The organism is Actinokineospora auranticolor (assembly GCF_002934265.1).
In the GTDB taxonomy this organism is placed as follows: Bacteria; Actinomycetota; Actinomycetes; order Mycobacteriales; family Pseudonocardiaceae; genus Actinokineospora; species Actinokineospora auranticolor.
Genome location: NZ_PTIX01000020.1, coordinates 1 through 25,566, shown reverse-complemented (window position 1 = coordinate 25,566; position 25,566 = coordinate 1). Strand labels below are relative to the sequence as shown.

The window sequence follows — 25,566 nt, the reverse complement described above, 5'->3', positions numbered from 1 at the left end:
AGAGCAGCCTGCGTGACCTCGCCCCGGCTCGTCGACCGGAGCGCCAGATCCGCCAACCGCGCCACGCGCGTCCACCCGCATCGCCGGGCGCGCGTCCACCCCGCAGTCAGCACGCACCACCAGGAAAACGGCCCGCAAGTCCGGCACCTCGAGCACGTGCTCCCGCATCACGCGCCGGGTCGCCGCCGCGTTCACTCCCCACGACCGGCCCCGGATATGCCTCCGGCCCCCGGTATCAATGCTATCGGCGGGAACCGACAGATCCGGGGGCCGGAACGTTGTCCCTGTGGACAACCAGGCCGATCGTGCTCTCGTTCGAGTGAGTCTTTCGCTGTCAGCGCAAGGGTTCGCGCTCCCCGGGCGTGTTGTCCACAGCCTTGATCGTCTACGCCCGGAGCCGTCGGTGGCCGCCGGTAGCATTGATACCGGGGGCCGGTGGCCACCCGAGCCGGCTAGCGCAGCACCACCAGCGTCACCACGGACAGCCCCGCCGCCAGGATCAGGAAGATGAAGCCGAACGCGGGCGCCCGGCGGAACCACGGCGAGTTGCGGTCCAGCGAGATCTTGCCCGCGCCCGCGAACAGCAGCAGGAACGCCGCCGCCGCGTAGACGGACTCCAGTTCGACGTTGCCCGCGAACAGGTCGATGTTCACCCGGACCCAGATCGCGTTCGCCATCACGCCGAGCACCGCGGCCGCCGCGGCCGGGGTGAACAGCCCCAGCACCAGCAGCGCGCCGCCGACCAGCTCGGTGATCCCGGTGACCCAGGCCAGCAGGGTCGCCTGCTGGAACCCGAGCTGGGTCAGCACCTGCGCGAACCCGTCGATCCCGGGGCCCTCCAGCAGGCCGAACACCTTCTGCAGGCCGTGCCCGATGAACAGCGCGCCCACGGTCACCCGCAGCACCAGCAGCCCGAGGTCGGCCCCGAGGTGCCAGGCGTGCGGCGTCGGGTCCAGCACCTCCTCCCGCCGTGGCTCGTCGAGGTCGGTGGAGATGGGGTCACCGGGTCGTGGGAGGGCGGCGGTGGTGCCGCTGCCGAAGTCGGAGACCGAGCTGCTCTCCGACGACGGCGTGTAGAAGCCGCTGTCCGCGTATCCGCCAGCCTGTCGGGGGCGGTCGTCTTCGGTACTCACGGCCCGCACACTAGGCGAGGTGTCAACCCCGCTAGTAGTCACCGCGCACGAGGAACTCCGGTTCGCGGCCCGCCGCGAACCGCGCGATCTGCTCGGCGACGATCCGGTACGCGCGCTGCTGCACGCCCGTGCAGTTCCCCGCGACGTGCGGGGTGAGCAGCAGGTTGGGCGCGCTCCACAGTGGATGGCCGGGCGGCAGCGGCTCCGGGTCGGTCACGTCCAGCGCCGCGCGCAGCCGCCCGGACCGCAGTTCGGCGACCAGCGCGTCGGTGTCCACGACGGGACCGCGCGCCGCGTTCACCAGGACCGCGCGGTCGGGCATGCGGGCCAGGAAGTCGGCGTCGACCAGGCCGCGCGTCGCCGGCGTCATGGGGACCATCAGCACCACGACGTCGTGCTCGGGCAGCAGCGCGGGCAGCTCGTCCAGCCCGCGCACACCGTCGCGGGCCTTCGTGGCCACCATCGTGACCTCCGCGTCGAACGCGACCAGCCTGCGGTGCAGCTGCCGCCCCAGGTCACCCGCGCCGACGACGAGGACCCGCTTCGCCTGCAAGGTCTCGGTCCGGCGGCTGTCCCACGACTCGGCGCGGCGGTCGTCCTCGAACTCGCGGATCCGCCGGAACACGGCCAGCAGCGCGGTCACCGCCCACTCCGCGGTGCTGCCGCCGTGCGCGCCGCTGCAGGTGGACAGCATGACGTGGTCCGGCAACCGGCCGATCCACGCCTCCGCGCCCGCGGTCAGCAGCTGCACCAGCCGCAGCTTCGGCAGGGCGTCGAGCACGTCGGCCTGGCCGGGGGACAGGAAGCCCGGGACCAGCACCTCGGCCTCGGCCGCCTCGGGCGGCAGGTCGTCGAGGGAGTCGTACCGGACCGCGCGCACGCCGTCGACGGCGCCGAGCGCGGACACCCCGTACTCGTCGGGCACCAGAACCGTGACAATCACGCGTCCACCGTACTGATGCCGATCACCCCCGCGCGGGCTCGGGCTGCGGCACACTGGCGGCGATGCGCGAACACGACCTGCTCGGCGCGGACGGCACCCGGCTGCGCGGCTGGCACACCGAGTCCGACGGGCCGGCGGTGCTGCTGTGCCCGGGGCTGGGCACGGTCCCGGAGGCGTGGCCCGCGCTGCTGCTGCCGGGGTCCGGCGTGCGGGTGCTGAGCTGGTACCACCGCGGCACCATGGGCTCGGCGCGGCCCGACGACCCGTCCCGCATCACCCTCGACGACCACGTGTCCGACGCGCTCGCTGTGCTGGCGGCGGCCGGGGTGGACCGGTGCGTGGTGGTGGGCTGGTCGGCCGGGGTGATGGTGGCCGCCGAGCTGGCGCTGCGGCACCCGGAGCGGGTGTCCGGTCTGCTGCTGGCCGCGGGTGTGCCGGGTGACCTGTTCGGCGGCGTGCTCGGGGTGCTGGGCATCCCGGCGGCGGTGCGCCGGTACCTGGCCATCGGCGGCGCGCGGGCGGTGCGGGCGGCGGGTCCGCTGGTGGACGCGGTGCTGCACCGCGTCCCGGCGACCCGGCTGACCGCGGCCGTGCTCCAGCGCAGCGGGTTCATGCTCCCGGGCGCCGACCCGGACGACGTGGCCAAGGCGCTGCGCCGCTTCCTGGCGCACGACTGGCGCTGGTACGTCACCCTCGCCCTGGCCCTGGCGGACGTGCCCGAGGCCGACCTGACCGGCGTCACCTGCCCGGTGACGGTCCTGGCCGGGCGCTACGACCTGGTCGCCGACCCGAAGCGGGCGGTCGCCGCGGTGGCCGGGTTGCCGCAAGCCCGCACCCGGGTGGTGCCGACCAGCCACTTCCTGCCGCTGGAGGCGCCCCAGGTGATCGTCGACGAGCTCGGCCTGCTGGTCGACCGGGTGCGCGTGGTCGAGCGGGCGCGCGCCGACGTGCTCACCAGGGATTCACGGCGGCGACCCTAGCCTTGGGCATCATGTCTGGCCTGGCGCGGTTCCGTGTGCTCGCCGCCGCGTGCGCGGCGCTGGCCGTGTCCTCGTGCGCGACGTTCACCGAGCAGCCCCCGCCGCCGAGCTGGCACCAAGAGGTCCCGCTGACCGCGCAGGCCGCCCCCGAGCCGGACACCGGCGGCAGCGGTGGTGGCGGCGGGTCGGGTGGCGGCGGCGGTGCCGCCCCGGAGCAGATCCCCCCGCCGGACGGCTGCAAGGACTTCAACCCGGCCGTCCTGGGCACCTGCCTGGACACCGTGGTGGCCGTGGCGGCCCTGCCGGGTGACGGGACGAACCCGACGGCCCTGGTCGGCGAGCGCAAGACGGGCCGCGTGCTGCTCGTGCGCCACGACAGCGACCCGCAGGTGTTCGCGACCATCCCGGTCGACGCGTCGACCGACGGCGGCCTGATGGGCCTGGCGCTGTCCCCGAACTACGTCGAGGACCAGCTGGTCTTCGCCTACATCACCACCAAGACCGACAACCGCCTGGTCCGCATCGCCCCCGGCGACTCGGCCAAGCCGGTGCTGACCGGCATCCCGCGCGGCGCCTCCGGCAACCGCGGGTCGCTGGCCAACGACCACAACGGTGCCCTGCTGGTGGCCACCGGCAACGCCGGGTCGCCGACCGCGGCCGCCGACCCGAACTCGCTGGCGGGCAAGGTCCTGCGCGTCACCGGTGAGGGCAAGCCCGCCCCGGGCAACCCGACCCCGACCAGCGCGGTGCTGACCTCGGGCCTGCAGTCGCCCGGGGGCGTCTGCGCGCCGCTGAGCGACGGTCCGATCTGGGTCACCGACCGCACCCCCGCCGCCGACGTGCTGTACCGGATCACCCCAGGCAAGCCGCTCACCACGCCCGCGTGGAGCTGGCCGGACCACCCGGGCGCGGCGGGCTGCGCGGCGACCCAGCAGCTGGTCTGGGTGGCCATGTCCAACGCCGGGCACCTGCAGAACATCCCGCAGGCCCCCGACGGCAGCTTCACCGGCAAACCGCAGATCGCGCTGGCCGCGCCCGGCGGCTTCGGCAAGATCGACGGGCTGGACCTGATGACCGAGCAGCTGGCGGTCGCGGGCACGGTGAACAAGCAGGCGGGCGGCCCCCTGGTCTCCAGCGACGACCGCGCGGTGGCCATCCTCGTCCAGCCCCAGGGCGGCGGCGGCAGCGCGGACTGAGTCCATTCCTCCCGCCACCGTTCCCGACTTGGCGGGCGCCGGGCTCGGGTCTAGTCGCCGACCCGGTGCCCGTCGGCCAGGTCGAGGATCCGGTCGGTGACGAGTCCCGGCTGCGTCAGGCTCAGCGTGTGGTCGGCGCCGGGGACGACCTCCGCGCGGACGCGGGGGTTGAGCGCTTCGACGCGGGCGGCGACCTCGTGGGCCTTGACGACGTTGCTGCGCTCGGCGAGGACATGGCGGGTGGAGACTTCGATCGCGCGGAGCTCGTCGTCGGTGAACAGGTGTTGTGGCGGGATGCGCGCCTTGTACTTGAAGCCAGCGAACAGCAGGCTGCGGAAGGTGTGCCGCACCGTCGGATCGCCCTTGGCGACCAGCCGCAGGATCGGCGCGGGAAGCAGCCAGCGCCCGATCTCGACCAGGCTCCAGAGGATGAACCGCGGCCCGACGATCGAGAACCCGGACGGTTCGAACGCGAGCACGCTCGCCAGCCGGTCGCCGGACCGGACCGCGAGGTGCAGCGCGAGGTAGCCGCCCCGCGAGAGCCCGACGAGGTGCGCCTTGTCGTGGCACAGGCCCGTGAGCAGGTCGCCGAGCCAGGCGGCGAGGTCGTCGTCGGTCTCCAGCGCGCGGGTCTGGACCGAGTGGCCCGCCTCGCCCATGGTGTCGACGGCGTAGACGGGGTGCCCCGCGGCCAGGTCGGCGACGTGCGGGTACCAGGACAGCGAGGTGCCCATGATGCCGGGCAGCAGGACGATCGGGATGCCGTCGGTGGGGCCGCTGCGCCGGACGCGGGTGGGGCCGTAGCGGGTCTCGATGTCGATGTCCACGGAGGGAACCGGCCACTTCTTCTGCATGTCGGCGTAGACGGCGAAGTAGCGGTCGCGCGCCTGCCGGTTGGTGAACTCGCCGAGCGCGGTAGAGCGCTGTGCGCGGTCCAGATGGCCTACTTCGCCGTCGACGTCACCCGAGGAAGCCAATCCCCGGACCACGAAGCCCTGATCCCCCACCTGATCCACGCGCTGGCCGAACAACTCGGCCGCGCCAAGGAACGCGGCCGCGTCTCGTCAACGGTCGACACCACCCTGGAAGCCGACGCGCTGGCCACCATGGCGGCGGGCCTGCTGACCGGGATGCTGGTCAACTACTACGACACCGACCATGCCACGCGCATCGTCGACTACCGGTTGGCACAACTGTTCACAGGTCCCTGACCGGATACTCCCTCCGAAATGGACTCCGCGTGGCCTACAGTCCGGCCATGTACTTCGTATACCGGTCGCACTACGCGGGTTCGCTGAGCAAGGCGGTTCGGCGGTTGCCCGATCCGACCGTGCTCGCCTGGTTCCGACGGGGGTGGGCAGCCGAGGACCCCGAGGCCTGGGTCGAGGAGGAGTTGGGGACCGACGTCTACGGCCTCACCTCGATCTTCGACGCTGCCCGGGAAGCGGGGTTACCCCTGCCGGAAACCACGGACGAGCTGCGGGAATCCCTGCACGAACACCTCTACGTCGAGGGCGACGACGACTACATCCGGCTCGACGACCACAGCCTCCGGGTGCGGACCGACGACGACGAGGTCGAACTCGCCTACTTCTTCTTCGACGACAACGCCGTGGCCGCGGCACCCGAGCGCTTGGCCTACCTGCTGCACGAGTCGTGGCCGCTCCCCCACGGGATCGCCGCGTCCCAGTCGTTCGTGCCCGACGTCCCGGTCACCGTCGCCACCCCGGCCGCCAAGGGCAAAGCGACCACCTTCGCCGTCTTCCTCACCTTCCTCGACGGCGAAAGCCTTGCCCGCCAAGAGCCCCTGGCCTTCCCCGGCGTCGACCTGCTCGGCCTCGCCCGGCACCTGCGCGACGCCGACGTCCCCGACGACACCTGGCCGCCGGAACTCCACGTGCTGCGCGCCCTCATCGCCCCCGAGGACGAGACCATCGACCCGGCCCTGGAGCGCTGCAACCGCTGGCCCGGCTTCAACCTCAACGAGGAGCCCTGGTTGGCGCCGGTCGACCACCCCAAGGCGCTCGAACTCCTCGACTCCCCCGAGTTCGTCGACGGTCGCGACCCCGCCAAGTCGCTGCTGAGGGTCGACCCGCACCTCGCCCAGTTCGCCATGCACTGCAACGAGTCGTTCGGGTACCAGCAGTGGTTCCTGTTCGACTCCACCTGGGCCGCCGCCCACCCGGCGCTGGCCAACTCGCTGCTGCGGTACTCGCACCACTGGGACCCGCTGGACTGAGAACGGAAGGGGGCGCCCGAGTCCGGACGCCCCCTTCCACGAAAACCATCAGGCCCCGCAACGCTCCAGCACGAGTTCCCGGACCCGCTTGGCGTCGGCCTGGCCCTTGGTGGCCTTCATGACCGCGCCGACGATGGCGCCCGCGGCGGCGACCTTGCCCTCGCGGATCTTCCCGGCCACGTCCGGCTGGGAGGCCAGCGCCTCGTCCACCGCCGCGTACAGGGCGGAGTCGTCGGAGACGACCTTCAGGCCGCGCTTGTCCACGACCTCGTCCGGCTCGCCCTCGCCCGCCAGCACGCCGTCGACGACCTCGCGTGCCAGCTTGTTCGTCAGGGCGCCCTCGGCGACCAGCGCGATGACGCGGGCCACCTGGGCCGGGGTGATGTCCAGTTCGGACAGCTCGACGCCGCGGTTGTTGGCCTGCTGCGACAGGTACGACACCCACCACGACCGGGCCTCGGCGGGCGAGCTGCCCGCGGCGACGGTCGCGGCGACCAGGTCGACGGCCCCGGCGTTGATCAGGTCCCGCAGCTCCAGGTCGGTCAGCGACCACTCGGCCTGGATGCGCTTGCGGCGCTCGGCGGGCATCTCCGGGAGCGTGCCGCGCAGCTTCTCCACCCACTCGCGCGACGGGGCGATCGGCACCAGGTCGGGCTCCGGGAAGTACCGGTAGTCCTCCGAGGTCTCCTTGCGCCGACCCGCGCGGGTCGTGCCGGATGCCTCCTCGAAGTGCCGCGTCTCCTGCAGGATCGAGCCGCCGTCGACCAGGATCGCCGCCTGGCGGGTCATCTCGTGGCGCACCGCGCGCTCGACGCTGCGCAGCGAGTTGACGTTCTTGGTCTCCGTGCGGGTACCGAATTCGGTGGCGCCCTTGGGCATCAGCGACACGTTCGCGTCGCAGCGCAGTGAGCCCTGGTCCATCCGCACGTCCGAGACGTCCAGCGCCTTGAGCAGGTCGCGCAGGGTCGCCACGTACGCGCGCGCCACCTCCGGCGCCCGCGCGCCGGTGCCCTCGATCGTCTTGGTGACGATCTCGATCAGCGGCACCCCGGCGCGGTTGTAGTCCAGCAGCGAGTGCTCGGCGCCGTGGATGCGCCCGGTCGCGCCGCCGACGTGCAGCGACTTGCCGGTGTCCTCCTCCATGTGCGCGCGCTCGATGGCCACGCGCACGACCTCGCCGTCGTCGAGGGTGACGTCGAGCCAGCCGTTGAACGCGATCGGCTCGTCGTACTGGGAGGTCTGGAAGTTCTTCGGCATGTCCGGGTAGAAGTAGTTCTTCCGGGCGAACCGGCACCACTCGGCGATCTCGCAGTTGAGCGCGAGACCGATCCGGATCGCCGACTCCACCGCGATCTCGTTGACCACCGGCAGCGAGCCGGGCAGACCGAGGCAGGTCGGGCACACCTGGGTGTTGGGCTCGCCGCCGAAGACCGTGGGGCAGCCGCAGAACATCTTGGTGTGCGTCGACAGTTCGACGTGCACCTCGAGGCCCAGGACCGGGTCGAACCGGGTGAGGACCTCGTCGTAGTCGAGCAGTTCAGCCGTGCTCACTTGTCGCCCTTCCGGAACGCGCGCACCGCGATGAGCAGGCCGGTGGCCGCGACGATGATGCTGCCGACGGCGTTGACCAGCAGCAGCTTGTCCTTGTCCGCGCGGGCGGTGGACAGCCCGCGCGCGGCGCTGAAGCCCGCGGTGAGCGAGCTGACGATGCCGAACACGCCCTTGAACTTCTTCGAACCGGCCATCAGTGCGCGACCTCCAACTCGGGTACACGGGTGATCAGGGGACCGCCCTGGGCCGCGTTGCGCGCGACCTCGTAGGCGGCGGCGACGCGGTAGCCGCGGTGGTCCTGCAGCGCGGGCGACATGATCTGGAGCCCGACCGGCAGGCCGTCGTCGTCGGACAGTCCGCACGGGACGCTGAGCGCGGCGTTGCCCGCCAGGTTGGACGGGATGGTGCACAGGTCGGCCCGGTACATCGCCATCGGGTCGTCGGTGCGCTCGCCGATGCGGAACGCGGTGGTCGGCGTGGTCGGCGAGACCAGCACGTCCACCTTCGAGAAGGCCGCGTCGAAGTCGCGCATGATGAGCGTGCGGACCTTCTGCGCGGAGCCGTAGTAGGCGTCGTAGTAGCCCGCCGACAGCGCGTACGTGCCGAGCATGATCCGGCGCTTGACCTCGGCGCCGAAGCCCGCGGCGCGGGTCAGCGACATGACCTCCTCGGCGCTGCGGGTGCCGTCGTCGCCGACGCGCAGGCCGTAGCGCATGGCGTCGAAGCGGGCCAGGTTGGACGAGGCCTCGCTGGGCGCGATGAGGTAGTACGCGGGCAGCGCCAGCAGGAAGCTCGGGCAGGACACCTCGACGATCTCGGCGCCCAGCGCTCGCAGCTGCTCCACGGCGGCGTTGAACGCGGACAGCACACCCGGCTGGTAGCCGTCGCCGCCGAGTTCGGTGACCACGCCGACCCGCACGCCTGCGAGGTCGCCCGTGGCGCCCTCGCGCGCGGCGGCCACGACCGGCGGCACGGGCGCGTCGATGGAGGTGGAGTCCAGCGGGTCGTGCCCGGCGATGACCTCGTGCAGCAGCGCCGCGTCGAGCACGGTGCGCGCGCACGGCCCGGCCTGGTCCAAAGAGGACGAGAAGGCGACGAGGCCGTAGCGGGACACGGTCCCGTAGGTGGGCTTCACGCCGACCGTGCCGGTGACCGAGCCGGGCTGGCGGATCGAGCCGCCGGTGTCCGTGCCGATGGCCAGCGGCGCCTCGAAGGCGGCCAGCGCGGCGGAGGAGCCGCCGCCGGAGCCGCCGGGGATGCGGTCGAGGTCCCACGGGTTGCGGGTGACGCCGTACGCGGAGTTCTCGGTGGACGACCCCATGGCGAACTCGTCCATGTTGGTCTTGCCCAGGATGACCACGCCCGCGGCGAGCAGCCGCTGCGTCACGGTGGCGTCGTAGGGGGGCTGCCAGCCCTCCAGCATCTTCGACCCGCAGGTGGTCGGCGCGCCCTGCATGGTGAGCACGTCCTTGAGCGCCAGCGGCACCCCCGCCAGGGGTGAGGCGGGCGGGCGACCGGCGGCGACGTCCTCGTCCACCGCCTTGGCGGCCTGCAACGCGCGCTCGGTGTCGACGTGCAGGAAGGCGTGCACGGTCCGGTCCACGGCCTCGATGCGGTCCAGGTGGGCCTGGGCGACCTCGACGGCGGAGACCTCGCGGGCCTGGACCTTCGCGGCGATGTCGGCCGCGTCCAGGCGGGTCAACTCGGTCATGCTTCCTCCCCGAGGATCCGCGGAACGCGGAACCGGTCGTCCTCGGCGGCGGGCGCCGCGGCGAGGGCCTGCCGCGGTGTCAGCCCGGGGCGCGCGAGGTCGCGGCGGAACACGTTGGTCAGCGGCACGGCGTGCGAGGTCGGCGGGATGTCCTGCCCCGCGACCTCACCGACCTGGGCCACCGCGGCCACGATCTGGTCGAGCTGACCTGCGAACAGGTCCAACTCGTCTTCGGTGACGGCCAGCCTGGCCAGTCGGGCGAGGTGGGCCACCTCGTCACGGGAGATGCTGGGCACTCGACGAACCCCCGGGGTTGTCTCCTGACAGGAACCCCGCGAGTCTATTTCGCCTGCCCCCGCCGCCCCGAACGGGTTGTTCCGCGCGGCTCGCGGTGCTAAACCGGTGCCCGATCCCACGATTGGTGGCAGCCCGCACGGCCGCGGTCTGGTCTGCGACAATCGGCGGTCGGCAGAGGGCGCGGGCGACGAGGTTCCGCGCGCGGGGCTAGTGCGGGAGGCGTTCGCCTTGTCGTTCCTGATCCGGGTCCAGCTCCCGGACAGCCCAGGCACCCTGGGCGCGGTCGCGACCGCGCTGGGTGCGATCGGGGCCGACATCCTCAGCGTCGACGTGGTCGAGCGCGCGGGCGGGATCGCGATCGACGACCTGGTGGTGGAGTTGCCCAGCGGGCGGCTCCCGGACGTGCTGATCACCGCGGCGGAGTCGATCGCGGGCGTGGAGGTCGACGCGGTCCGGCCGTACGCGGGCGTGCTCGACACCCACCGCGAGCTGGAGCTGGTGGAGGACGTCGCGGCCGAACCGGCCGACGGCCTGGCCATCTTCGCCGGTGGCGTACCGAAGATCATCCGAGCGGGCTGGGCGCTGATCGTCGGCCCGGGCCAGGACGGCGCGCACTGCCTGGCGGCGAGCACGGCGGCCCCCGAGATCCGCACGATCGACCTGCCGTGGATGCCGCTGGCGCGGGCCACCGTGCTCGACGGCGAGGAGTCGTGGGTGCCCGCGACCTGGCGGGAACTGGGCACCGAACTGGCCGCGACCCCGCTGGGCAAACCCGATCGGGTGCTGTTGGTGGGACGACCGGGTGGCCCGATGTTCCGCGCGGCCGAGGTCGCGCGGTTGGCGCACCTGGCCGGGATCGTGTCGGTCGTGCTGCCGGACTAGGCGTCCAACGCCGCTCGGACGAGGGCGGTGTTGTCCGGGGCCCGCGTGCCGTCGGGCAGGTCGAGGGTGTCCTCCAGTCCGATCCGGGTGGCTAGTCCGCGGTTGTTGGCCTCCGCGAGCACGGTCCACGCGGAGTCGCCTTCGCCGTGCAGGAGGACGGGGAGCGTCACCCAGGAGAGCGCGTCCAGCAGCTCCCCGGCCGCTTCCGCCGCCTCGCCGGGCTCGGTCGGCTGGACCTCGGCGAGCACCCGGACGGCGCCGGGCGGGAGGCCGCGGTCGCGGAGGGTGCGCGCGGCTCCGGGGTCGTAGACGCCGAGTTCGACCTCCACACCGGCCTCGTGGGCCGCCGCGCAGACCTCCCACCAGCCGGGTTCGTGCACGTTGACCGACGCGAAGTCCGGCCGTCCGGCCGCCAAGGCGACCCAGCCCGCGACGAGGGCGGCCCGGCGCCGCGGGTCGGGCACGATCCATGCCCCCGTCGTCACCCCGACAGCCATCGCGGGCGCCACGGCCCGCACGGCGGCCACGGTGCCCGCCAGTTCCGAGCCGACCAGGGTCTCGGCGCCCGCCGCGTCCCGGGGGTGCAGGTGCACCGCGTCGACACCGAGTTCGGCCACCTCGGCGGCGGCGCGGGCCACCTGCCAACCGGTGATCGGGACGGCGGGGTGGTCGGTTGTGGACCGTGTGCCGTTGAGGCAGGCCTGAACGGTGCGGGGCATGCCTCGAAGTGAACCACGGGCCCGGGGGCCCCGGCTGCGGCCGCAATACGCCTCGCCCGGCGGTAGCGAGACCCACAAAGGACCCACTTTCGTGGTCACCCGAACGAACACACCTCACTCAGACGGCTGCCTTTTCGGCCCGCCAAGTGGTCAGACTGTGATCGCGGCGAGACCCGCTCTCCGCCACCGAGAGGGAGGACGCAACATGGTCACCGGCAAAGTCCTGGGCGCGCTCACCGGCGCGACGATCGCGGTGGTGGGCCTGACCCCCACGGCGTCGGCGGAGGTCGCCGCGGCGGCCGCCTGCCAGCACACCAGCGGCGGCGGAACCACGGTCTCGCGCGCCCCGGTCCCGGGCTACGGCGAAATCCAACTCTGCCGCGACGGGGACTACCGGTACTGGGGGTTCCTGGTGCTGAACAACCCGCCGTCGGTCAGCCAGTACGGACAGGCCTACCTGCGGCGGTACCGCAACAGCGTGCCGTACCCGGACACGGACTTCACGTGCGACAGCGCGGGCGGCAACGGCAAAATCCTGCCCGTCCCACCGCAAACCCGCTGCTGGACCCCCAAACTCGACGGCGCCGCTGGCGTCTACACCTTCGAAGCCGAGGGCCGCGTCTACAGCAGCCACACCGGCACCGTCCTGTCCCGCGGCTACACCGCCCGCACCCGCTGACCCTGTCGCCAGGGCCCGCCCCGGACCCCTGGCACCTTCGAGGCGCTTCAATCGAACACACACCTCGACGACAACCGCGCTTCAACTTGTCCAGCACACGCATGCCCCCCCGCATCCTGCGGACACCGTTCGAGCCAACCAGAAGGAGCACGGACGGAAGCCGCGAAGACAACGCCGCCTTCGCGATCGAGGAGCCGTTTCCGCCGCAGCCCTCGGCCCATCACGGACGAAGGCCGGGCAGGTCACACCTTGGCACACCGCCTGTCCGGACCAGCAGGCAGTTGTCAAACGCCCGGACACATTCGGATGCGGTCCGACGAACCGAGCCACCGCTTGTCACCCGATCAAGATCGTGCGGCGCCGATCGCTCTCCTGCGCCAGTCGAACAGATCCCCTTGCGGTCCCTTCGACCCGGTGCAGGACACCCACAGCCGATGTACCCCCGGGCTCCGCGGCTCCAGCCCTTCGACTCGTCGCAGGACCAGACATCGCACAGCCACCCAGGCCAGACGCCCGTCCAGGGTGCGCACGGACCGCCACCGCCCCCAAGCGGGGCGCGCCTCGCGGAAGAACAACTCCAGACGGGAAGCCCAAACCTGGAACCGATTCCGCGTCTTCGGTGTGCCGACACCACCACCGAACGGCACAAACGGATACGACCCGACGATCCGGACCACCGCGCAACTGTTCACCCGCCCCAACGCCGCGAGCACAGTCCCCGCCCTTCCCCTGGGGGTCAGCCCTGCTCCAGTTTATCGGCGTTGGGGCAGGGGAAAGGGGGCGCGGAATCCTGTGGACAGGGTCGGGGCATGGGGATAAGTCGGTGGTGGAGGCAAGATCAAAGTGGGTCAGATGTCCAGGGCGTAGGCGATGAGGAGGACGTCGGGGCCCGGGCGCCAGTCGCGGGTGGGGAGGCGGGTGAAGCCGAGGCGGTCGTAGAGGCGGTGGGAGGCCTTCATGTCCGTGGGGCTGCACAGGACGACTCGGGTCAGGCCCAGTTCCGCGGCTCGGTCTATGACGGCTCGGACGAGCAGTTCGCCGACGCCCCGGCCGCGGGCCTCGGCGGTGACGGCGAGCATGCGGAACTCCAGTTCGCCCTCCCGCGAGATCTCCGCGTACGGGGTGCCCGGTAGGGCGATCGTCACGGTGCCGACCAGGCAGCCGTTCGGGTCGACGGCCACCAGCAGTTCCGCCGACCGCAGGCGCGAGCCCGCGTCGGCCAGGGTGCTGGTGTAGCCACCCCCGCTGGTCGGGTACCCCGCCGACCGGTACGCCTCGACGGTCAACGCCCCCACGCGCCGCACCTCGTCGGAGCGCGCGGGTCGCACCGAAATGCCAGCCACCTCAGCCAACGCCTGTCCCTTCGCCTCGTGCCGTGCCCACCGCTGCCCCCCGACGCACGCCGAGGCCGCCCGACGCCCCCACGCCCGGCTGCCACCCCGACCGGCCCTCACCCCGGTCACGCAGGATGAACTCCGCCACGCACGGTGACGTCGTCTGCCATCCCGCTCTTTTGTCCTACACCATCCCTACCGGGAAAACCACGGCCGAACGCGCCGGACCCCGGCGTTCGGCTGAACGGGTGGCGTGGTCACCGGATCCACCCACAGGAGATTCACGTGCGGGTCGTGATCGGGGATCATTCGCATATCGGTTCCGCGTCCGGCGATCCCGGCGCCCCGATCAGCCTTTTACGCCGCGACGAGCCCCTACCGCGCGCGAGACCACCGCTCCCCGACCACCGGCCCGATCCGAATGGCGCAATGCGGTGCGACGTTTTCTCCCGCGTTCGCGAAACCGCGACATCGGCGCGATTGCGTTCGCGCGTGCACCATTACCGAGCGCGCCAAGAAACAGCGTGGTCTGGTTGTTTCTGGACTCAACTGTTTTCCGCGATCTCCTCCTCGACGGCCTTCCCCGACGACTCGTCGCCCGCGTCCGGGTCGCCGATCGTGGCCACGGCGGTCGCGGCCTCCGGGCCGTCGGTCAACAGGAGGCGGAAGCCGTCCTCGTCGAGCACCGGGACCTTGAGCTGGACGGCCTTGTCGTACTTGGACCCGGGCGCGTCGCCGACCACCACGAACGCGGTCTTCTTCGACACCGACCCCGACGCCTTGCCGCCCCGGGCGATGATGAACTCCTTGGCCTCGTCCCGGGAGTACGTGGTCAGGCTGCCGGTGACGACGATCGACATCCCCTCCAGCGTGCGCGGCGTGCGTTCGTCGCGCTCGTCGACCATGCGCACACCCGACTCCCGCCAACGTCGCACGACCTCGCGGTGCCAGTCGACGTCGAACCACTCCCGGACCGCCCTGGCGATCGTCGGGCCGACCCCCTCGGTGTCGGCCAACTGCTGCTCGTCGGCGGCGTCGACGGCGTCGAGCGCGCCGAACTCCAGCGCCAGGGCCTGGGCCGCGGTCGGGCCGACGTGCCGGATCGAGAGCGCGACCAACACCTTCCACAGTGGACGGTCTTTGGCCAGCTCCAGATTCGCCACCAGCTTGCGCCCGTTGGCCGAGAGCTCACCCGCTTTGGTGCGGAACAGGTCCACCCGCCGCAACGCGTCCTCGTCGAGGTCGAACACCTCGCCCTCGTCGGTGATCACACCGGAGGACAGCAGCGCGCCCGCGGCCTCCCAGCCCAGGCCTTCGATGTCGAAGGCGCCGCGGCCCGCGAGGTGGAAGATGCGCTCGCGCAGCTGCGCCGGGCAGGTGCGCGCGTTGGGGCAGCGGATGTCCGCGTCGCCCTCTTTCTCGTACGCCAAGGTCGTGCCGCAGACCGGGCACTCGGTGGGCATCTCGAACTCGCGCGCGTCCGCCGGTCGGGCGTCGACGACCGGCCCCAGCACCTCGGGGATGACGTCGCCCGCCTTGCGGATGACCACCCGGTCGCCGATCAGCACACCCTTGCGCTTGACCTCGCTCGCGTTGTGCAGGGTGGCCATCTCGACCGTGGACCCCGCGACCTTCACCGGCTCCATCACCGCGTACGGCGTGACCCGCCCGGTGCGGCCGACGTTGACCCGGATGTCGAGCAGCGTGGTCGTGGCCTCCTCCGGCGGGTACTTGAACGCGATGGCCCAGCGCGGCGCCCGGGACGTGCTGCCCAACCGGCGCTGGAGGGTGACCTCGTCGACCTTGACGACCACGCCGTCGATCTCGTGGTCGGCGTCGTGCCGGCGCTCGCCCCAGTACCGGATGTGCTCGGCCAGCTCGTCGGCCGACGCCAGCAGCTTGGTGTGCCGCGACACCGGCAGCCCCCAGGCCGCTAGCGCGCGGTACGCCTCGGACTGCGACACCGGCTCGAACCCGACGCGCTTGCCGAAGCCGTGGCAGATCATGTGCAGGTCCCGGCTCGCGGTGACCTTCGGGTCCTTCTGGCGCAGCGAGCCCGCGGCGGTGTTGCGGGGGTTCGCGAACGGCGGCTTGCCCTCCTCGACCAGGCGGGCGTTCAACTCCAGGAAGTCCTCGACGCGGAAGAACACCTCGCCGCGGATCTCCACCAGCTCCGGGACGGGGAACTCCTCGGTGCCGGTCAGCCGGTCGGGCACGTCGGACATCGTGCGCACGTTCAGCGTGACGTCCTCGCCGACGCGCGCGTCGCCGCGGGTCAACGCGCGGGTGAGCTTGCCGTGCTCGTAGAGCAGGTTGATGGCCAGCCCGTCGATCTTCAGCTCGCACAGGTAGTGCGCGGCGTCGCCGACCTCCTTGGTGACCCGGTCCACCCAGGAACCGAGGCCGTCGAGGTCGAAGGCGTTGTCCAGGCTGTACATCCGCTCCAGGTGCGCCACGGCGGCGAACTCGGTGGAGAAGGTGCCGCCGACCCGCTGGGTGGGCGACTCCGGGGTGACCAGCGCCGGGTGCGCGGCCTCGATGGCCTGCAACTCGCCGAGCAGCTCGTCGAACTGGCCGTCGGAGATGATCGGCGAGTCCAGCACGTAGTAGCGGAACTGGTGCCCCAGCACCTCTTCCGCGAGCGCCTGGTGGCGCTCGCGGATGTCGGTGGGGACGTCCTCCAGCCCCTCGGCGTCGGTTACGGCGAGGTCTGGCGGGAGTTCCTCAGCACTGGTCACACGAGCAGAGTAACGAGGACCACTGACAATTCCTCACCTCACTCGGGCAGCCTGTGGACGAGTTCTCGCAGCTCAAGCAGGTCGATGGTGTCGGCGGGCAGGTGCTGGGCCGTCTCCACCCGGCGCAGCCGCCGCCCGGCCAGCCGCTCACCCAGCGTGGCGTCCAGCGGCAGGAAGGTCATCGCCGAGCGGGTGGCCGGGTCGAGGTCGGCGAGCAGCGGGTGGTGCACGGCCACGTCGACGACCCCGGCCTCGGTGTCGACCTGCGCGTGCACGCGGACGTCGGCCAGCGCCAACCGGTGCGGGCCCAGGTTGACCGTGACGCCGGTGGGGTCGGGCACGGGCGGCACGGAGTCGTGGAACTCCCAGACGGCGTCGTCCGGCGGTGCGGCGGCCTTCCACGCGTCGGTGTACGCCCGCAGCGCGGGGTCCTCCTGGCCGGAGACGACCAGGGCGTAGATGGCCCGGCCGCCGCGGTCGAGGGCGAAGTGCAGGTCCGGGTGCACGGCGGCGACGAGGTCGCACAGCAGCCCCTCGACCCGCTGCGGCTCGGCGTCGCCCAGGGCGGCGGCGATCTCCGGCAACGCCGCGAACCACCCGGCCCAGAACCGCTCGGCCCGCCGCTCCGGCGTCTCGACCGCACCCTGGACGGGTGGGATCCGGACTCGGTTGGGGCGGCGGCGGAACAGGCGCATGCCACCATCCTGGCCCGGTGTCGCCGACCGCGGCGTGAATCACCCGATCCGGTGGCTATCCGCCGGCCACCGACGGGATCAGCTCGATCCGGGTGTCCGGGGTGATCGGCGCGTCGCCGCCACCGAGGCGGCGGGACTCCTCGCCGTCGATGAAGAAGTTGACGTGGCGGCGTAAGGCGCCCGTCTCGTCGCGGATGCGGCGGGACAGGTCGGGGTAGCGGGCGGCGATGACGTCCAGGATGTCGTTGAGGGTGGTTGGCGCGGGGATGTCCACCTCCAGCGTGGTGCGCCCACCCGCGCGCGGGTGCAGGGCGGCCGGGAGCACGACCGTGACGGGCATCTAGATCACCGCTGCCCGTACGGAGAACACGTCCGGGAGGTGAGCCGCCACCCGGGTCCAGTGCTCGCCCTCGTCGCGGCTCGCGTAGACCTCGCCGCAGCGGGTGCCGAAGTACACGCCCGCTGTCTGCGCGTTGTCGACGCACAAAGCGTCGCGCATGACCGCGCTCCAGTAGCCCTCCGACGGCAGACCTTCCGTCAACGCGCGCCATGTGGCACCCGCGTCGTCGCTGCGGTACACGCGGCAGCGGCCGTCCGGCGGGAACCGCATCGCGTCGGCCACGAGCGGGAACGTGTAGATGGTGTCCGGCTTGTGCGGGTGGACCACCATGGGGAAGCCGAAATCGCTGGGCAGGCCGTCGGCGATCGACTGCCACGTGCGGGCGCCGTCGTCGCTGCGGTACACGCCGTGGTGGTTCTGCGCGAAGAACCGCTCCGGCCGGTCGGGGTGTTGGGCGATCTTGTGCACGCACTGGCCGAACTCCGGGTAGGGGTCGGGCATGAAGTACGCCGAGATGCCCTGGTTGCTCGCGCCGAAGGACCTGCCGCCGTCCTCGGTGACGTAGACGCCGCCGGTGGACATGGCCACGGTGACGCGCCCGGCCTCGCGCGGGTGCGGGAGGACCGAGTGCACGGCCTGACCGCCGAACCCGGGCATCCAGTGCTCCCGGTGCGGGTGGTCCCAGAGGCCGCGCACGAACTCGTAGGTGAGTCCGCCGTCTTCGGAGCGGAAGAGCGCCGAGGGCTCCACCCCCGCGTAGACGACGTCCGGCTCGTCCACCGGTCCGGGCGCCAACTGCCACACCCTGGCCAGCGCGGCGCCGGTGTCGGTCGGGAAGGCGACCGGGGCGTGGTCCGGTTCGGTCCAGGTCCGGCCGAGGTCGTCGCTGACGGCCACGCTCGGGCCCCAGTGCTCGGACGTGATGCCGACGAGCAGCCGCGGTGTCGCGCGGCGGGTGTCGATGGCGACCGCGTAGACGTCCGTCATCGCGTGGTGCGGACCGGTTACCTCCCAGTCCACACCGGAGCCCGTGGCGAGGAACAGGCCCTTCCGCGTCCCTATCGCGACCAGCACCTGCTGCGTGTTCGACGTGTCCATCAGCGCACCTCCGAAAGTGATGCGCGCCACGGTACGCCGGGGGACCGACAAGAACCCGTTCAGCTCGAACGCGCGACCGCCGAGAGCACGTCGTGGTTGAGCCGGGCGATGGTGTCGAGCGGGATCCCCTTGGGACACACGGCGGTACATTCGCCGGTTTGCGTACAACCGCCGAACCCCAGGTCATCCTGGGCGCGAACCATGTCCAGGGCACGCGAACGGCGTTCAGGTTGCCCCTGTGGCAGCACCCCGAGGTGGGTCACTTTGGCGGCGGTGAACAGCATCGAGGACCCGTTGGGGCAGGCCGCGACGCAGGCGCCGCAGCCGATGCAGGCGGCGGCCTCGAACGCGGTGTCGGCGGCGGGTTTGGGCACCGGGACGGCGTGCGCGTCGGGCGCGGCACCGGCCTGCACGGAGATGTAGCCACCCGACTCGATGACGCGGTCCAGCGCCGACCGGTCGACGACCAGGTCCCGCACCACCGGGAAGGGTGCGGCGCGCCACGGCTCGACCACGATGGGTTTGCGGGGGTCGAAGTGGCGCATGTGCAGCTGGCAGGTCGTAGTGGCCTTCTCGGGGCCGTGGGCGACACCGTCGATCATCACGCCGCACGCGCCGCAGATGCCCTCACGGCAGTCGTGGTCGAACGCGACGGGGTCCTCTCCTTGGAGCAAGAGGCGTTCGTTGAGCACGTCGAGCATTTCCAGGAACGACATGTCCGCGCTGATGTCGTCGACCGTGTACTCCACCAGCCGTCCCGGCACGGTAGGGCCGTCTTGGCGCCATACGCGCAAGGTGTACTTCACTTGTAGCTCCTCACACTCGGGCGCACGGTGTCGAACACCAGTTGTTCCTTGTGCAGCACGGGCGGCTCCCCCACACCCGCGAACTCCCAGGCCGCGACGTACGAGAAGTGCTCGTCGTCGCGTCGAGCGTCACCTTCGGCGGTCTGGCTCTCCGCGCGGAAATGGCCGCCGCAGGACTCCGTGCGGTGCAGGGCGTCGACGCACATCAGCTCCGCCAGTTCCAGGAAGTCGGCTACGCGCCCGGCCTTCTCGAGAGTCTGGTTGAGGGCGCTGCCGGATCCGGTGACCTTCACTCGTCGCCAGAACTCGTCTCTTAGCGACGGTATGCGCTCGAGCGCTTTGCGTAGTCCTTCTTCTGACCGTTCCATGCCGCAGTGATCCCACATGAGCCTGCCGAGTTCGCGGTGGAAGGACTCGGGTGTGCGGTCACCGTCGACCGACAGCAGGGCGGCGATTCCGGCGCGCACGCCGTCTTCGGCGTCATGGAGGTCGCGGGGGTCGACGGCGCCGAAGGGTCCGTCGGCGAGGTAGTCGCCGATGACGGCGGGGAGGACGAAGTAGCCGTCGGCGAGTCCCTGCATGAGGGCACTGGCACCCAGGCGGTTGGCGCCGTGGTCGGAGAAGTTGGCTTCACCGATGACGAAGAGGCCCGGGATGGTGCTGCGCAGGTCGTAGTCGACCCAGAGGCCGCCCATCGTGTAGTGCACGGCGGGGTAGATGCGCATCGGCACGGCGTAGGGGTCCTCGTCGGTGATGCGTTGGTACATCTCGAAGAGGTTCCCGTATCGCGCGGCGACGGCGGCGCGGCCGAGGCGGGAGATCGCGTCGGCGAAGTCCAGGTAGACGCCAAGGCCACCCGGTCCGACACCGCGTCCCGCGTCGCAGACGGCTTTGGCCGCGCGGGAGGCGATGTCGCGTGGGACGAGGTTGCCGAAGCTGGGATAGATGCGCTCCAGGTAGTAGTCGCGTTCCGCCTCGGGGATGTCGCCGGGTGCGCGGTCGTCGCCCGCGCGCGCCGGTACCCACACCCGGCCGTCGTTGCGCAGGGACTCGCTCATGAGCGTGAGCTTGGATTGGTGATCGCCGCTAACCGGGATGCAGGTTGGGTGGATCTGCGTATAGCAAGGGTTTGCGAAGAGGGCGCCGCGGCGGTGCGCGCGCCAGATCGCGGTGGTGTTACAGCCCTTGGCGTTGGTGGAGAGGTGGAAGACGTTGCCGTAGCCGCCGGTCGCCAGTACCACGGCGTCGGCCAGGTGCGTAGTGATCTCACCGGTCACCAGGTCTCGGACAACGACACCACGCGCACGACCGTCCGAGACCACGAGGTCGAGCATCTCCGTGCGCGGATGGGAGGTGACCCGGCCCGCGTGGATCTGCCGCGCAAGCGCTTGATACGCGCCCAGCAGGAGTTGCTGGCCGGTCTGTCCGCGGGCGTAGAAGGTGCGGGAGACCTGGGCGCCGCCGAAGGAGCGCGTGTCCAGCAGTCCGCCGTATTCGCGCGCGAAGGGCACGCCTTGCGCCACGCACTGGTCGATGATGCTGGTGCTGACTTCCGCCAACCGGTGCACGTTGGACTCTCGTGAGCGGAAGTCGCCGCCCTTGACGGTGTCGTGGAAGAGGCGGTGGACGCTGTCACCGTCACCGGCGTAGTTCTTGGCCGCGTTGATGCCGCCTTGCGCGGCGATGCTGTGCGCGCGCCTCGGGCTGTCTTGGTAGCAGAAGGACAACACGTTGTAGCCGAGTTCGGCGAGGGTCGCCGCAGCGGACCCACCGGCCAGACCGGTACCCACTACTACGACGGTCAACTTCCGGCGGTTGGCGGGGTTGACCAACCGCGCGGCGAACCGGCGGCGTTCCCACCTGGTCTCGATAGGGCCGTCCGGGGCACGGGTGTCGGCAATCGGGTCACCGTCGACGTAGAGCACCGGAGTCACCTCACGAATCCGAAGAAGACAGAGAACGGAACGGCCAAGAAGCCGACGGTTACCACTACCGCGAGCACAAGGGCCACGGTCTGCGCATTGCGCACCGTGCCACCGAGGCTGCGCACGGCGCTCCACAGGCCGTGGCGCAGGTGGAAGCCCAGCGCGACCACCGCGAGCGTGTAGGCGAGCACGACGTACCAGTGCTGGAAGTCCGCCACCACGTTGGCGTGGATGTCGCCATCGACGCCGTGCGGGTTGAGCACGCCCGCGGTGAGGTCGAGCAGGTGGTAGACGACGAACAGGGCCAGGATCACCCCGCCCCAGCGCATCGTGCGGGCCGCGTAGCCGCCCTGCACGCGGGGCCGTTTCGCGTACCCGACCGGCCGAGCCTTGCGGGCGCGTCGCGCCAGCTGCACGGCGGCAGTGCCGTGCAACACGACCGCGAGCAGCAGCACCACGCGGACGACCCAGACGAGGCCGCCGTACCCGAGGACCGGGGTGAGGAACTCGCGCAGGAAGACGCCGTATCCGTTGATCGAGTCGGGTCCCCCGAAGAACTTCAGGTTGCCCGCCATGTGCACGACGACGTAAGAGAACAGCACGGCCCCGGTGACGGCCATCACCGCCTTCTTACCGACGGTCGACGACCACAGCCTCCCGGCCTTGGTACGCGGAACCCGTTGCGGTGTCTGAGGTTCCCGCTCGGTGGTCACAGCCATGCCGCCACGCTAAGAGCCGTTGCGACAAGTCGTCCAATACATGAATCCACTCAGCTCGATAGCCTGGGGCTATGACGCTGCAGCAGCTCGTGTACTTCCTGGCGGTGGCCGAGACCCGGCACTTCACCCGGGCGGCCCAGCGCGCGCATGTGGCGCAGCCCTCACTGAGCAAGCAGATCCAGAGCCTGGAAACCGAACTGGGCGCGTCCCTGTTCACCCGGTCGAGGGGCAACGTGGCGCTGACCGCGGCGGGCGAGGCGCTACTGCCCGTCGCCAAGCGCATCCTGTCCGATGTGGACACCGCGCGGCTGGAGGTGGCCGAACTGGTGGGCCTGCGCCGCGGCCGGATCCGCCTGGGCGCCACCCCGAGCGTGTGCGTCGGCGTGCTGGCCGACGTCCTGCGCCGCTACCACGACCGCTACCCGGGGGTGCGCCTGCTGGTGGAGGAGGGCGGCTCGCGCGACCTGACGGCGGCGCTGCTGGGCGGGGAACTGGATCTGGCCCTGGTGATCGTGCCACCCCAGGGGATCGGGAGCGCGCTGACCATGACGCCTGTGCTGCGGGAGCAGCTGATGGTGGCCTCGTCGGCGGCGGAACCGGCCCCCACCGACCGGGACACGATCCGCCTGGAAACCCTCCGCGACCACCGGCTCGTCATGTTCCGCCAGGGCTACGACCTCCGCGAAACCACCCTCCACGCCTGCCGGGAAGCGGGCTTCGAACCGCGACTGGCGGTGGAGGGCGGCGAAATGGACGCCGTCCTGCGCTTTGTCGAAGCGGGCCTAGGCGTGGCGGTGGTCCCCAGCCTGGTCCTCCCCGGCCGCCCCGGCCTACGCGCGACCCCACTCGCGGGCCCCAGCATCCGCCGCACGATCGCCCTGGCCCACCGCACCGACGCCCCACCCACAGCCGCCGCCCGCGCGTTCCGCTCCACCCTCCTGGGCCACATCGACGGCCTGGTCGCCGCCAACGCCCTACCACCAGGCGTCGAACCCCTGCGCTAGACAACTCGCCGCTTTCCGCCGAGCGGTCGCGGTGGCCTCGCCGACCTTGGTGGGGATGCTCAAACGGCGTTCCCCCGACCGCAGCTGCCCCTGGCCGCCAGAGGTCCTTCCCGAGAACACCGCTCAACCGGCACCGACGGCCCGGCAACCGCCAACGCCTTACCATCGGACTTCGAGCCCCGCGCTAGACCATCCCCTGGTCAGAACCCTTTTCCTGCCCCGACCACACCTCGCACAGCCCCCGCCCTTCCTCTGGGGGGACAGCCCTGCTCCAGCCTATCGGCGATGGGGTGGCCGGGAAGGGGCGGCGGAATCCTGTGGACGAGTTCGTGGCATGTGGACAACCCGGGACGGCCAACCAAGATCGAAAAGGCCGGAGCAGCGGAATGCGGTGGTCCTACCAGGAAGCTGGTGGCTCGACGAACGCCTTGCCGACCTCACGGACCAGGGCCATCGCCCGGCGCGACCACTTGGCCGAGGCGGTGGTGAGGCCGCAGGTGGGGGTGGCGACCGCGCGGTCGGCGAGGATGCTTCGGGGGAAGCCGAGGCGGTCCACCAGGCGCAGGGCGGGGGTGGCGACTTGGCGGAGGTCGACGGGGGTGGTCGGGTCCGTGCTGGGGACGGTGCCCAGGAAGAAGACCACGCCCGCGTCCCAGGTCTCGCCGATCTCGTCGAGGCGGGCGGCGGAGACCCCGCCCAGCAGGGTCGCGTCGACGGCGATCGCGTCCGCGCCCGTGTCGCGCAGTAGCGCGATCGGGGGGTCGCCCGCGCAGCAGTGGGCGATGACCGGCTGACCCGAAGCGCTCTTCGCGGCCGCCACCAGCGTCGACAGCACCTCGCGGGCCTCCGGCTCGGGCACCGCGGGCACCATGCCGTAGCCCGACGGCGTCGGCAGGCTCCCCGCGAGCACGGCGGGCAGCCCGGGCTCGTCGAGCTGGACCACGACCTGGGAACCCGTCCGCCGACGCACCTCGGCGACGTGCCGGGTCAGCCCCTCGGCCAGCGACTCGGTGACGTCCTTCAGCGCGCCCGGGTCGGTCAGCACCCGGTGCCCACGCGGCAGCTCGACGCTCGCCGCGAGCGTCCACGGGCCCGTGACCTGCACCTTCAGCAGCGGCGGCGGTGTCCCGAGCCGCCCGATGGCCTCCTCGATGGCGTCGAGGTCGCGGCGCAGCAGGTCGACGGCCCTGCGGTGGTCGATGCCGGGGCGCGCGGTGACCCGGTAGCCGGACGGCACGACCTCGACGGCGATGTCGACCAGCAGACCGGCCGCCCGACCGATCATGTCCGCGCCCTGCCCGCGCGCGGGCAGCTCGGGCAGGTGCGGCAGGTCGGGCAGCTCCCCGAGCACGGTCGTGGCGGCTTCCAGGGCGTCCGTACCGGGCAGCGCGCCGATGCCGGTCGCGGTGCCGGGCGGCCAAGGTGGCGTCGTCACACCCGCCAGTGTGGTGGATGGCCGCGACCGGCCGCGCGGTGCCCTAGTGTCGGGTGGCGTGAACCGGCCCATCACCTCCGCCGATGTCGCGGCCGCCGCGGCGCGGATCGCCCCCTACGCCCGTCGCACGCCGATCATGCGGACCGAATTGGACGGTCGACCGGTGGTGCTGAAGTTGGAGTACCTCCAGCGCACCGGCTCGTTCAAGCTCCGTGGCGCCCTCAACGCCCTCCTGGGCGGGGATAGGCCTACCCACGTCGTGACGGCCTCGGGCGGTAACCACGGCGTGGCGGTCGCGACGGCCGCGAGCCTGCTCGACCTCCCGGCGACGGTATTCGTACCCGAACAAGCACCCCTGTCGAAGACACGGCGTATCGAAGCGGCGGGCGCCAAACTTGTCCGACATGGTGCCTCTTACGCGGAAGCGTCCGCAGCGGCTCTTAACGAAGCCCGTGAAACCGGCGCCCTTTATGTCCCGGCCTACGACAACCCGCTGGTCGTCGCCGGACAGGGAACCTGCGCGGCGGAAGCCGTCGCCGACGCACCGGACATCGACACGGTGGTGGTCGCGGTAGGCGGCGGTGGGCTCGCTGCGGGCACGGTGGTTGGTAGCGGTAAACCGGTGGTCGTAGTGGAACCGGAAAACTGTCGCGCCTTGCACGACGCGTTGGCGGCGGGCAAGCCCGTGGATTCTGTAGTGGACTCCGTCGCCTCCTCAGCCCTGGGAGCGACCCGCGTAGGCACCGTGCCGTTCGCCGTCGTCCAGGCCGGTGCCGCGACGTCCGTCCTGGTCAGCGACGCCGAGCTGCTGGCCGCCCGCGACCGGTTGTGGGAGGAGTTCCGGATCGCTGCCGAACCCGCCGCCGCGGTACCGCTGGCGGCCTGGCTCGCCGGGCGCGTACCCGGCGAGCTGGCCTGCCTCGTCATCTGCGGCGCGAACAGCGACTGGGTACCCGCCTAGGCGCAATGCCGGTCGGTTAGGTGGTTTCGGCTGGTCGGCGGCGGTGTCGGGTCTTGCTGGGCGGGGTGAGGGTGATGTTCGAGTGGGGTGGTCGGCTGTTTCGGAGTTGTTGTCGGTGTCGTGCGCGTTTGATCGGGAAGTTGCTCATTTTCCGTTTGATCACCCGCGGGTAGCTCCGGTG

At 71.6% G+C, this 25,566-nt stretch carries 25 protein-coding genes; 8 read left to right on the top strand and 17 right to left on the bottom strand.

Going from position 1 to position 25,566, the window contains the following annotated elements; genetic code table 11:
• Positions 1 to 452: 452 nt before the first annotated feature.
• Both CLV40_RS27925 and CLV40_RS27920 read right to left on the bottom strand, forming a co-directional pair.
• Positions 453 to 1,133: a DoxX family protein gene (locus CLV40_RS27925; RefSeq protein ID WP_219824135.1), complete on the bottom strand. Its 681-nt coding sequence runs from the start codon at positions 1,131 to 1,133 to the stop codon at positions 453 to 455.
• 31 nt (positions 1,134 to 1,164) lie between these two features.
• The gene (locus tag CLV40_RS27920) at positions 1,165 to 2,076 is read right to left on the bottom strand and encodes a 2-hydroxyacid dehydrogenase (protein ID WP_104481979.1); all 912 of its coding nucleotides are present in this window, start codon (positions 2,074 to 2,076) and stop codon (positions 1,165 to 1,167) included.
• 62 nt (positions 2,077 to 2,138) lie between these two features.
• Here CLV40_RS27920 and CLV40_RS27915 point away from each other — a divergent pair, with 62 nt between their 5' ends.
• Positions 2,139 to 3,056: an alpha/beta fold hydrolase gene (locus CLV40_RS27915; RefSeq protein ID WP_104481978.1), complete on the top strand. Its 918-nt coding sequence runs from the start codon at positions 2,139 to 2,141 to the stop codon at positions 3,054 to 3,056.
• A gap of 11 nt (positions 3,057 to 3,067) precedes the next feature.
• A complete protein-coding gene (locus CLV40_RS27910; protein ID WP_104482066.1) occupies positions 3,068 to 4,252 on the top strand; it encodes a PQQ-dependent sugar dehydrogenase in 1,185 nt (394 codons plus the stop codon).
• Between the two features lie 50 nt (positions 4,253 to 4,302).
• Here CLV40_RS27910 and CLV40_RS27905 read toward each other — a convergent pair whose 3' ends face one another.
• On the bottom strand, positions 4,303 to 5,229 hold the full coding sequence (locus CLV40_RS27905) for an alpha/beta fold hydrolase (protein ID WP_245931619.1): 927 nt from the start codon (positions 5,227 to 5,229) through the stop codon (positions 4,303 to 4,305).
• Between CLV40_RS27905 and CLV40_RS27900 the strand changes: the two genes are divergently transcribed.
• Entirely contained in the window at positions 5,191 to 5,463 is a 273-nt protein-coding gene (locus CLV40_RS27900) for a hypothetical protein (RefSeq protein ID WP_104481976.1), read from the top strand. The genes CLV40_RS27905 and CLV40_RS27900 overlap by 39 nt on opposite strands.
• 47 nt (positions 5,464 to 5,510) lie before the next feature.
• The gene (locus CLV40_RS27895) at positions 5,511 to 6,491 is read left to right on the top strand and encodes a hypothetical protein (protein ID WP_104482065.1); all 981 of its coding nucleotides are present in this window, start codon (positions 5,511 to 5,513) and stop codon (positions 6,489 to 6,491) included.
• Between the two features lie 48 nt (positions 6,492 to 6,539).
• On the opposite strand, the gene gatB is transcribed toward CLV40_RS27895, so the two are convergent.
• Genes gatB through gatC form a run of 4 tightly spaced genes read right to left on the bottom strand, consistent with a single transcriptional unit; the run spans position 6,540 to position 10,049 of the window.
• Positions 6,540 to 8,042, bottom strand: a complete 1,503-nt coding sequence (gatB, locus tag CLV40_RS27890; protein ID WP_104481975.1) for an Asp-tRNA(Asn)/Glu-tRNA(Gln) amidotransferase subunit GatB — start codon at positions 8,040 to 8,042, stop codon at positions 6,540 to 6,542.
• Positions 8,039 to 8,236, bottom strand: a complete 198-nt coding sequence (locus tag CLV40_RS27885) for a hypothetical protein (RefSeq protein ID WP_104481974.1) — start codon at positions 8,234 to 8,236, stop codon at positions 8,039 to 8,041. Before CLV40_RS27885 ends, gatB begins: the two co-directional genes overlap by 4 nt.
• Entirely contained in the window at positions 8,236 to 9,753 is a 1,518-nt protein-coding gene (gatA, locus tag CLV40_RS27880; protein ID WP_104481973.1) for an Asp-tRNA(Asn)/Glu-tRNA(Gln) amidotransferase subunit GatA, read from the bottom strand. Before gatA ends, CLV40_RS27885 begins: the two co-directional genes overlap by 1 nt.
• A complete protein-coding gene (gene gatC / locus CLV40_RS27875) occupies positions 9,750 to 10,049 on the bottom strand; it encodes an Asp-tRNA(Asn)/Glu-tRNA(Gln) amidotransferase subunit GatC (protein ID WP_104481972.1) in 300 nt (99 codons plus the stop codon). Before gatC ends, gatA begins: the two co-directional genes overlap by 4 nt.
• Before the next feature lie 229 nt (positions 10,050 to 10,278).
• Here gatC and CLV40_RS27870 point away from each other — a divergent pair, with 229 nt between their 5' ends.
• The gene (locus CLV40_RS27870) at positions 10,279 to 10,932 is read left to right on the top strand and encodes an ACT domain-containing protein (RefSeq protein WP_104482064.1); all 654 of its coding nucleotides are present in this window, start codon (positions 10,279 to 10,281) and stop codon (positions 10,930 to 10,932) included.
• Here the strand turns inward: CLV40_RS27870 and CLV40_RS27865 are convergent.
• Positions 10,929 to 11,651: a 3-keto-5-aminohexanoate cleavage protein gene (locus CLV40_RS27865; protein WP_104481971.1), complete on the bottom strand. Its 723-nt coding sequence runs from the start codon at positions 11,649 to 11,651 to the stop codon at positions 10,929 to 10,931. The two genes, CLV40_RS27870 and CLV40_RS27865, sit on opposite strands and share 4 nt — an antisense overlap.
• Before the next feature lie 205 nt (positions 11,652 to 11,856).
• On the opposite strand from CLV40_RS27865, the gene CLV40_RS27860 reads away from it, so the two are divergent.
• Complete coding sequence (locus tag CLV40_RS27860; RefSeq protein WP_104481970.1) at positions 11,857 to 12,330, top strand: hypothetical protein; 474 nt, start codon at positions 11,857 to 11,859, stop codon at positions 12,328 to 12,330.
• Positions 12,331 to 13,178: 848 nt separating this feature from the next.
• On the opposite strand, the gene CLV40_RS27855 is transcribed toward CLV40_RS27860, so the two are convergent.
• The 8 genes from CLV40_RS27855 to CLV40_RS27820 all read right to left on the bottom strand — a co-directional run bounded on the left by CLV40_RS27855 (position 13,179) and on the right by CLV40_RS27820 (position 21,985).
• Positions 13,179 to 13,658, bottom strand: coding sequence for a GNAT family N-acetyltransferase (locus tag CLV40_RS27855; protein WP_104481969.1), 480 nt, complete (start codon positions 13,656 to 13,658; stop codon positions 13,179 to 13,181).
• 551 nt (positions 13,659 to 14,209) lie between these two features.
• Complete coding sequence (gene ligA, locus CLV40_RS27850; RefSeq protein WP_219824134.1) at positions 14,210 to 16,402, bottom strand: NAD-dependent DNA ligase LigA; 2,193 nt, start codon at positions 16,400 to 16,402, stop codon at positions 14,210 to 14,212.
• Positions 16,403 to 16,440: 38 nt separating this feature from the next.
• Positions 16,441 to 17,097, bottom strand: a complete 657-nt coding sequence (locus tag CLV40_RS27845) for a hypothetical protein (protein ID WP_104481967.1) — start codon at positions 17,095 to 17,097, stop codon at positions 16,441 to 16,443.
• A 55-nt stretch (positions 17,098 to 17,152) separates the two neighbouring features.
• Positions 17,153 to 17,437: a MoaD/ThiS family protein gene (locus tag CLV40_RS27840; protein ID WP_104481966.1), complete on the bottom strand. Its 285-nt coding sequence runs from the start codon at positions 17,435 to 17,437 to the stop codon at positions 17,153 to 17,155.
• Positions 17,438 to 18,535: a WD40/YVTN/BNR-like repeat-containing protein gene (locus CLV40_RS27835; protein WP_104481965.1), complete on the bottom strand. Its 1,098-nt coding sequence runs from the start codon at positions 18,533 to 18,535 to the stop codon at positions 17,438 to 17,440.
• Positions 18,536 to 18,594: 59 nt separating this feature from the next.
• Positions 18,595 to 19,341 carry a succinate dehydrogenase/fumarate reductase iron-sulfur subunit gene (locus tag CLV40_RS27830; protein ID WP_104481964.1) on the bottom strand — a complete coding sequence of 249 codons (747 nt, stop codon included), beginning with the start codon at positions 19,339 to 19,341 and terminating at the stop codon, positions 18,595 to 18,597.
• Positions 19,338 to 21,266 (bottom strand): fumarate reductase/succinate dehydrogenase flavoprotein subunit, encoded by a 1,929-nt coding sequence (locus CLV40_RS27825; protein WP_104481963.1) that lies wholly within the window; start codon positions 21,264 to 21,266, stop codon positions 19,338 to 19,340. Before CLV40_RS27825 ends, CLV40_RS27830 begins: the two co-directional genes overlap by 4 nt.
• Positions 21,267 to 21,271: 5 nt before the next feature.
• The gene (locus CLV40_RS27820; protein WP_104481962.1) at positions 21,272 to 21,985 is read right to left on the bottom strand and encodes a succinate dehydrogenase cytochrome b subunit; all 714 of its coding nucleotides are present in this window, start codon (positions 21,983 to 21,985) and stop codon (positions 21,272 to 21,274) included.
• Positions 21,986 to 22,056: 71 nt separating this feature from the next.
• Here CLV40_RS27820 and CLV40_RS27815 point away from each other — a divergent pair, with 71 nt between their 5' ends.
• Positions 22,057 to 22,989, top strand: coding sequence for a LysR family transcriptional regulator (locus CLV40_RS27815; RefSeq protein ID WP_104481961.1), 933 nt, complete (start codon positions 22,057 to 22,059; stop codon positions 22,987 to 22,989).
• 397 nt (positions 22,990 to 23,386) lie between these two features.
• On the opposite strand, the gene CLV40_RS27810 is transcribed toward CLV40_RS27815, so the two are convergent.
• The gene (locus CLV40_RS27810; RefSeq protein ID WP_104481960.1) at positions 23,387 to 24,424 is read right to left on the bottom strand and encodes a methionine synthase; all 1,038 of its coding nucleotides are present in this window, start codon (positions 24,422 to 24,424) and stop codon (positions 23,387 to 23,389) included.
• 58 nt (positions 24,425 to 24,482) lie between these two features.
• On the opposite strand from CLV40_RS27810, the gene CLV40_RS27805 reads away from it, so the two are divergent.
• Positions 24,483 to 25,385 carry a serine/threonine dehydratase gene (locus CLV40_RS27805; RefSeq protein ID WP_245931618.1) on the top strand — a complete coding sequence of 301 codons (903 nt, stop codon included), beginning with the start codon at positions 24,483 to 24,485 and terminating at the stop codon, positions 25,383 to 25,385.
• Positions 25,386 to 25,566 lie beyond the last annotated feature (181 nt).

Excerpts from the sequence above, each read along its gene's own strand:
- CLV40_RS27860 (WP_104481970.1), top strand. The coding sequence starts at position 11,857 with ATGGTCACCGGCAAAGTCCTGGGCGCGCTCACCGGCGCGACGATCGCG.
- CLV40_RS27820 (WP_104481962.1), bottom strand. The coding sequence starts at position 21,985 with ATGGCTGTGACCACCGAGCGGGAACCTCAGACACCGCAACGGGTTCCG.
- CLV40_RS27840 (WP_104481966.1), bottom strand. The coding sequence starts at position 17,437 with ATGCCCGTCACGGTCGTGCTCCCGGCCGCCCTGCACCCGCGCGCGGGT.
- CLV40_RS27910 (WP_104482066.1), top strand. The coding sequence starts at position 3,068 with ATGTCTGGCCTGGCGCGGTTCCGTGTGCTCGCCGCCGCGTGCGCGGCG.
- gatA (WP_104481973.1), bottom strand. The coding sequence starts at position 9,753 with ATGACCGAGTTGACCCGCCTGGACGCGGCCGACATCGCCGCGAAGGTC.
- CLV40_RS27915 (WP_104481978.1), top strand. The coding sequence starts at position 2,139 with ATGCGCGAACACGACCTGCTCGGCGCGGACGGCACCCGGCTGCGCGGC.
- CLV40_RS27895 (WP_104482065.1), top strand. The coding sequence starts at position 5,511 with ATGTACTTCGTATACCGGTCGCACTACGCGGGTTCGCTGAGCAAGGCG.
- CLV40_RS27835 (WP_104481965.1), bottom strand. The coding sequence starts at position 18,535 with ATGGACACGTCGAACACGCAGCAGGTGCTGGTCGCGATAGGGACGCGG.
- CLV40_RS27865 (WP_104481971.1), bottom strand. The coding sequence starts at position 11,651 with ATGCCCCGCACCGTTCAGGCCTGCCTCAACGGCACACGGTCCACAACC.
- CLV40_RS27885 (WP_104481974.1), bottom strand. The coding sequence starts at position 8,236 with ATGGCCGGTTCGAAGAAGTTCAAGGGCGTGTTCGGCATCGTCAGCTCG.
- CLV40_RS27815 (WP_104481961.1), top strand. The coding sequence starts at position 22,057 with ATGACGCTGCAGCAGCTCGTGTACTTCCTGGCGGTGGCCGAGACCCGG.
- CLV40_RS27845 (WP_104481967.1), bottom strand. The coding sequence starts at position 17,097 with ATGCGCCTGTTCCGCCGCCGCCCCAACCGAGTCCGGATCCCACCCGTC.
- CLV40_RS27900 (WP_104481976.1), top strand. The coding sequence starts at position 5,191 with ATGGCCTACTTCGCCGTCGACGTCACCCGAGGAAGCCAATCCCCGGAC.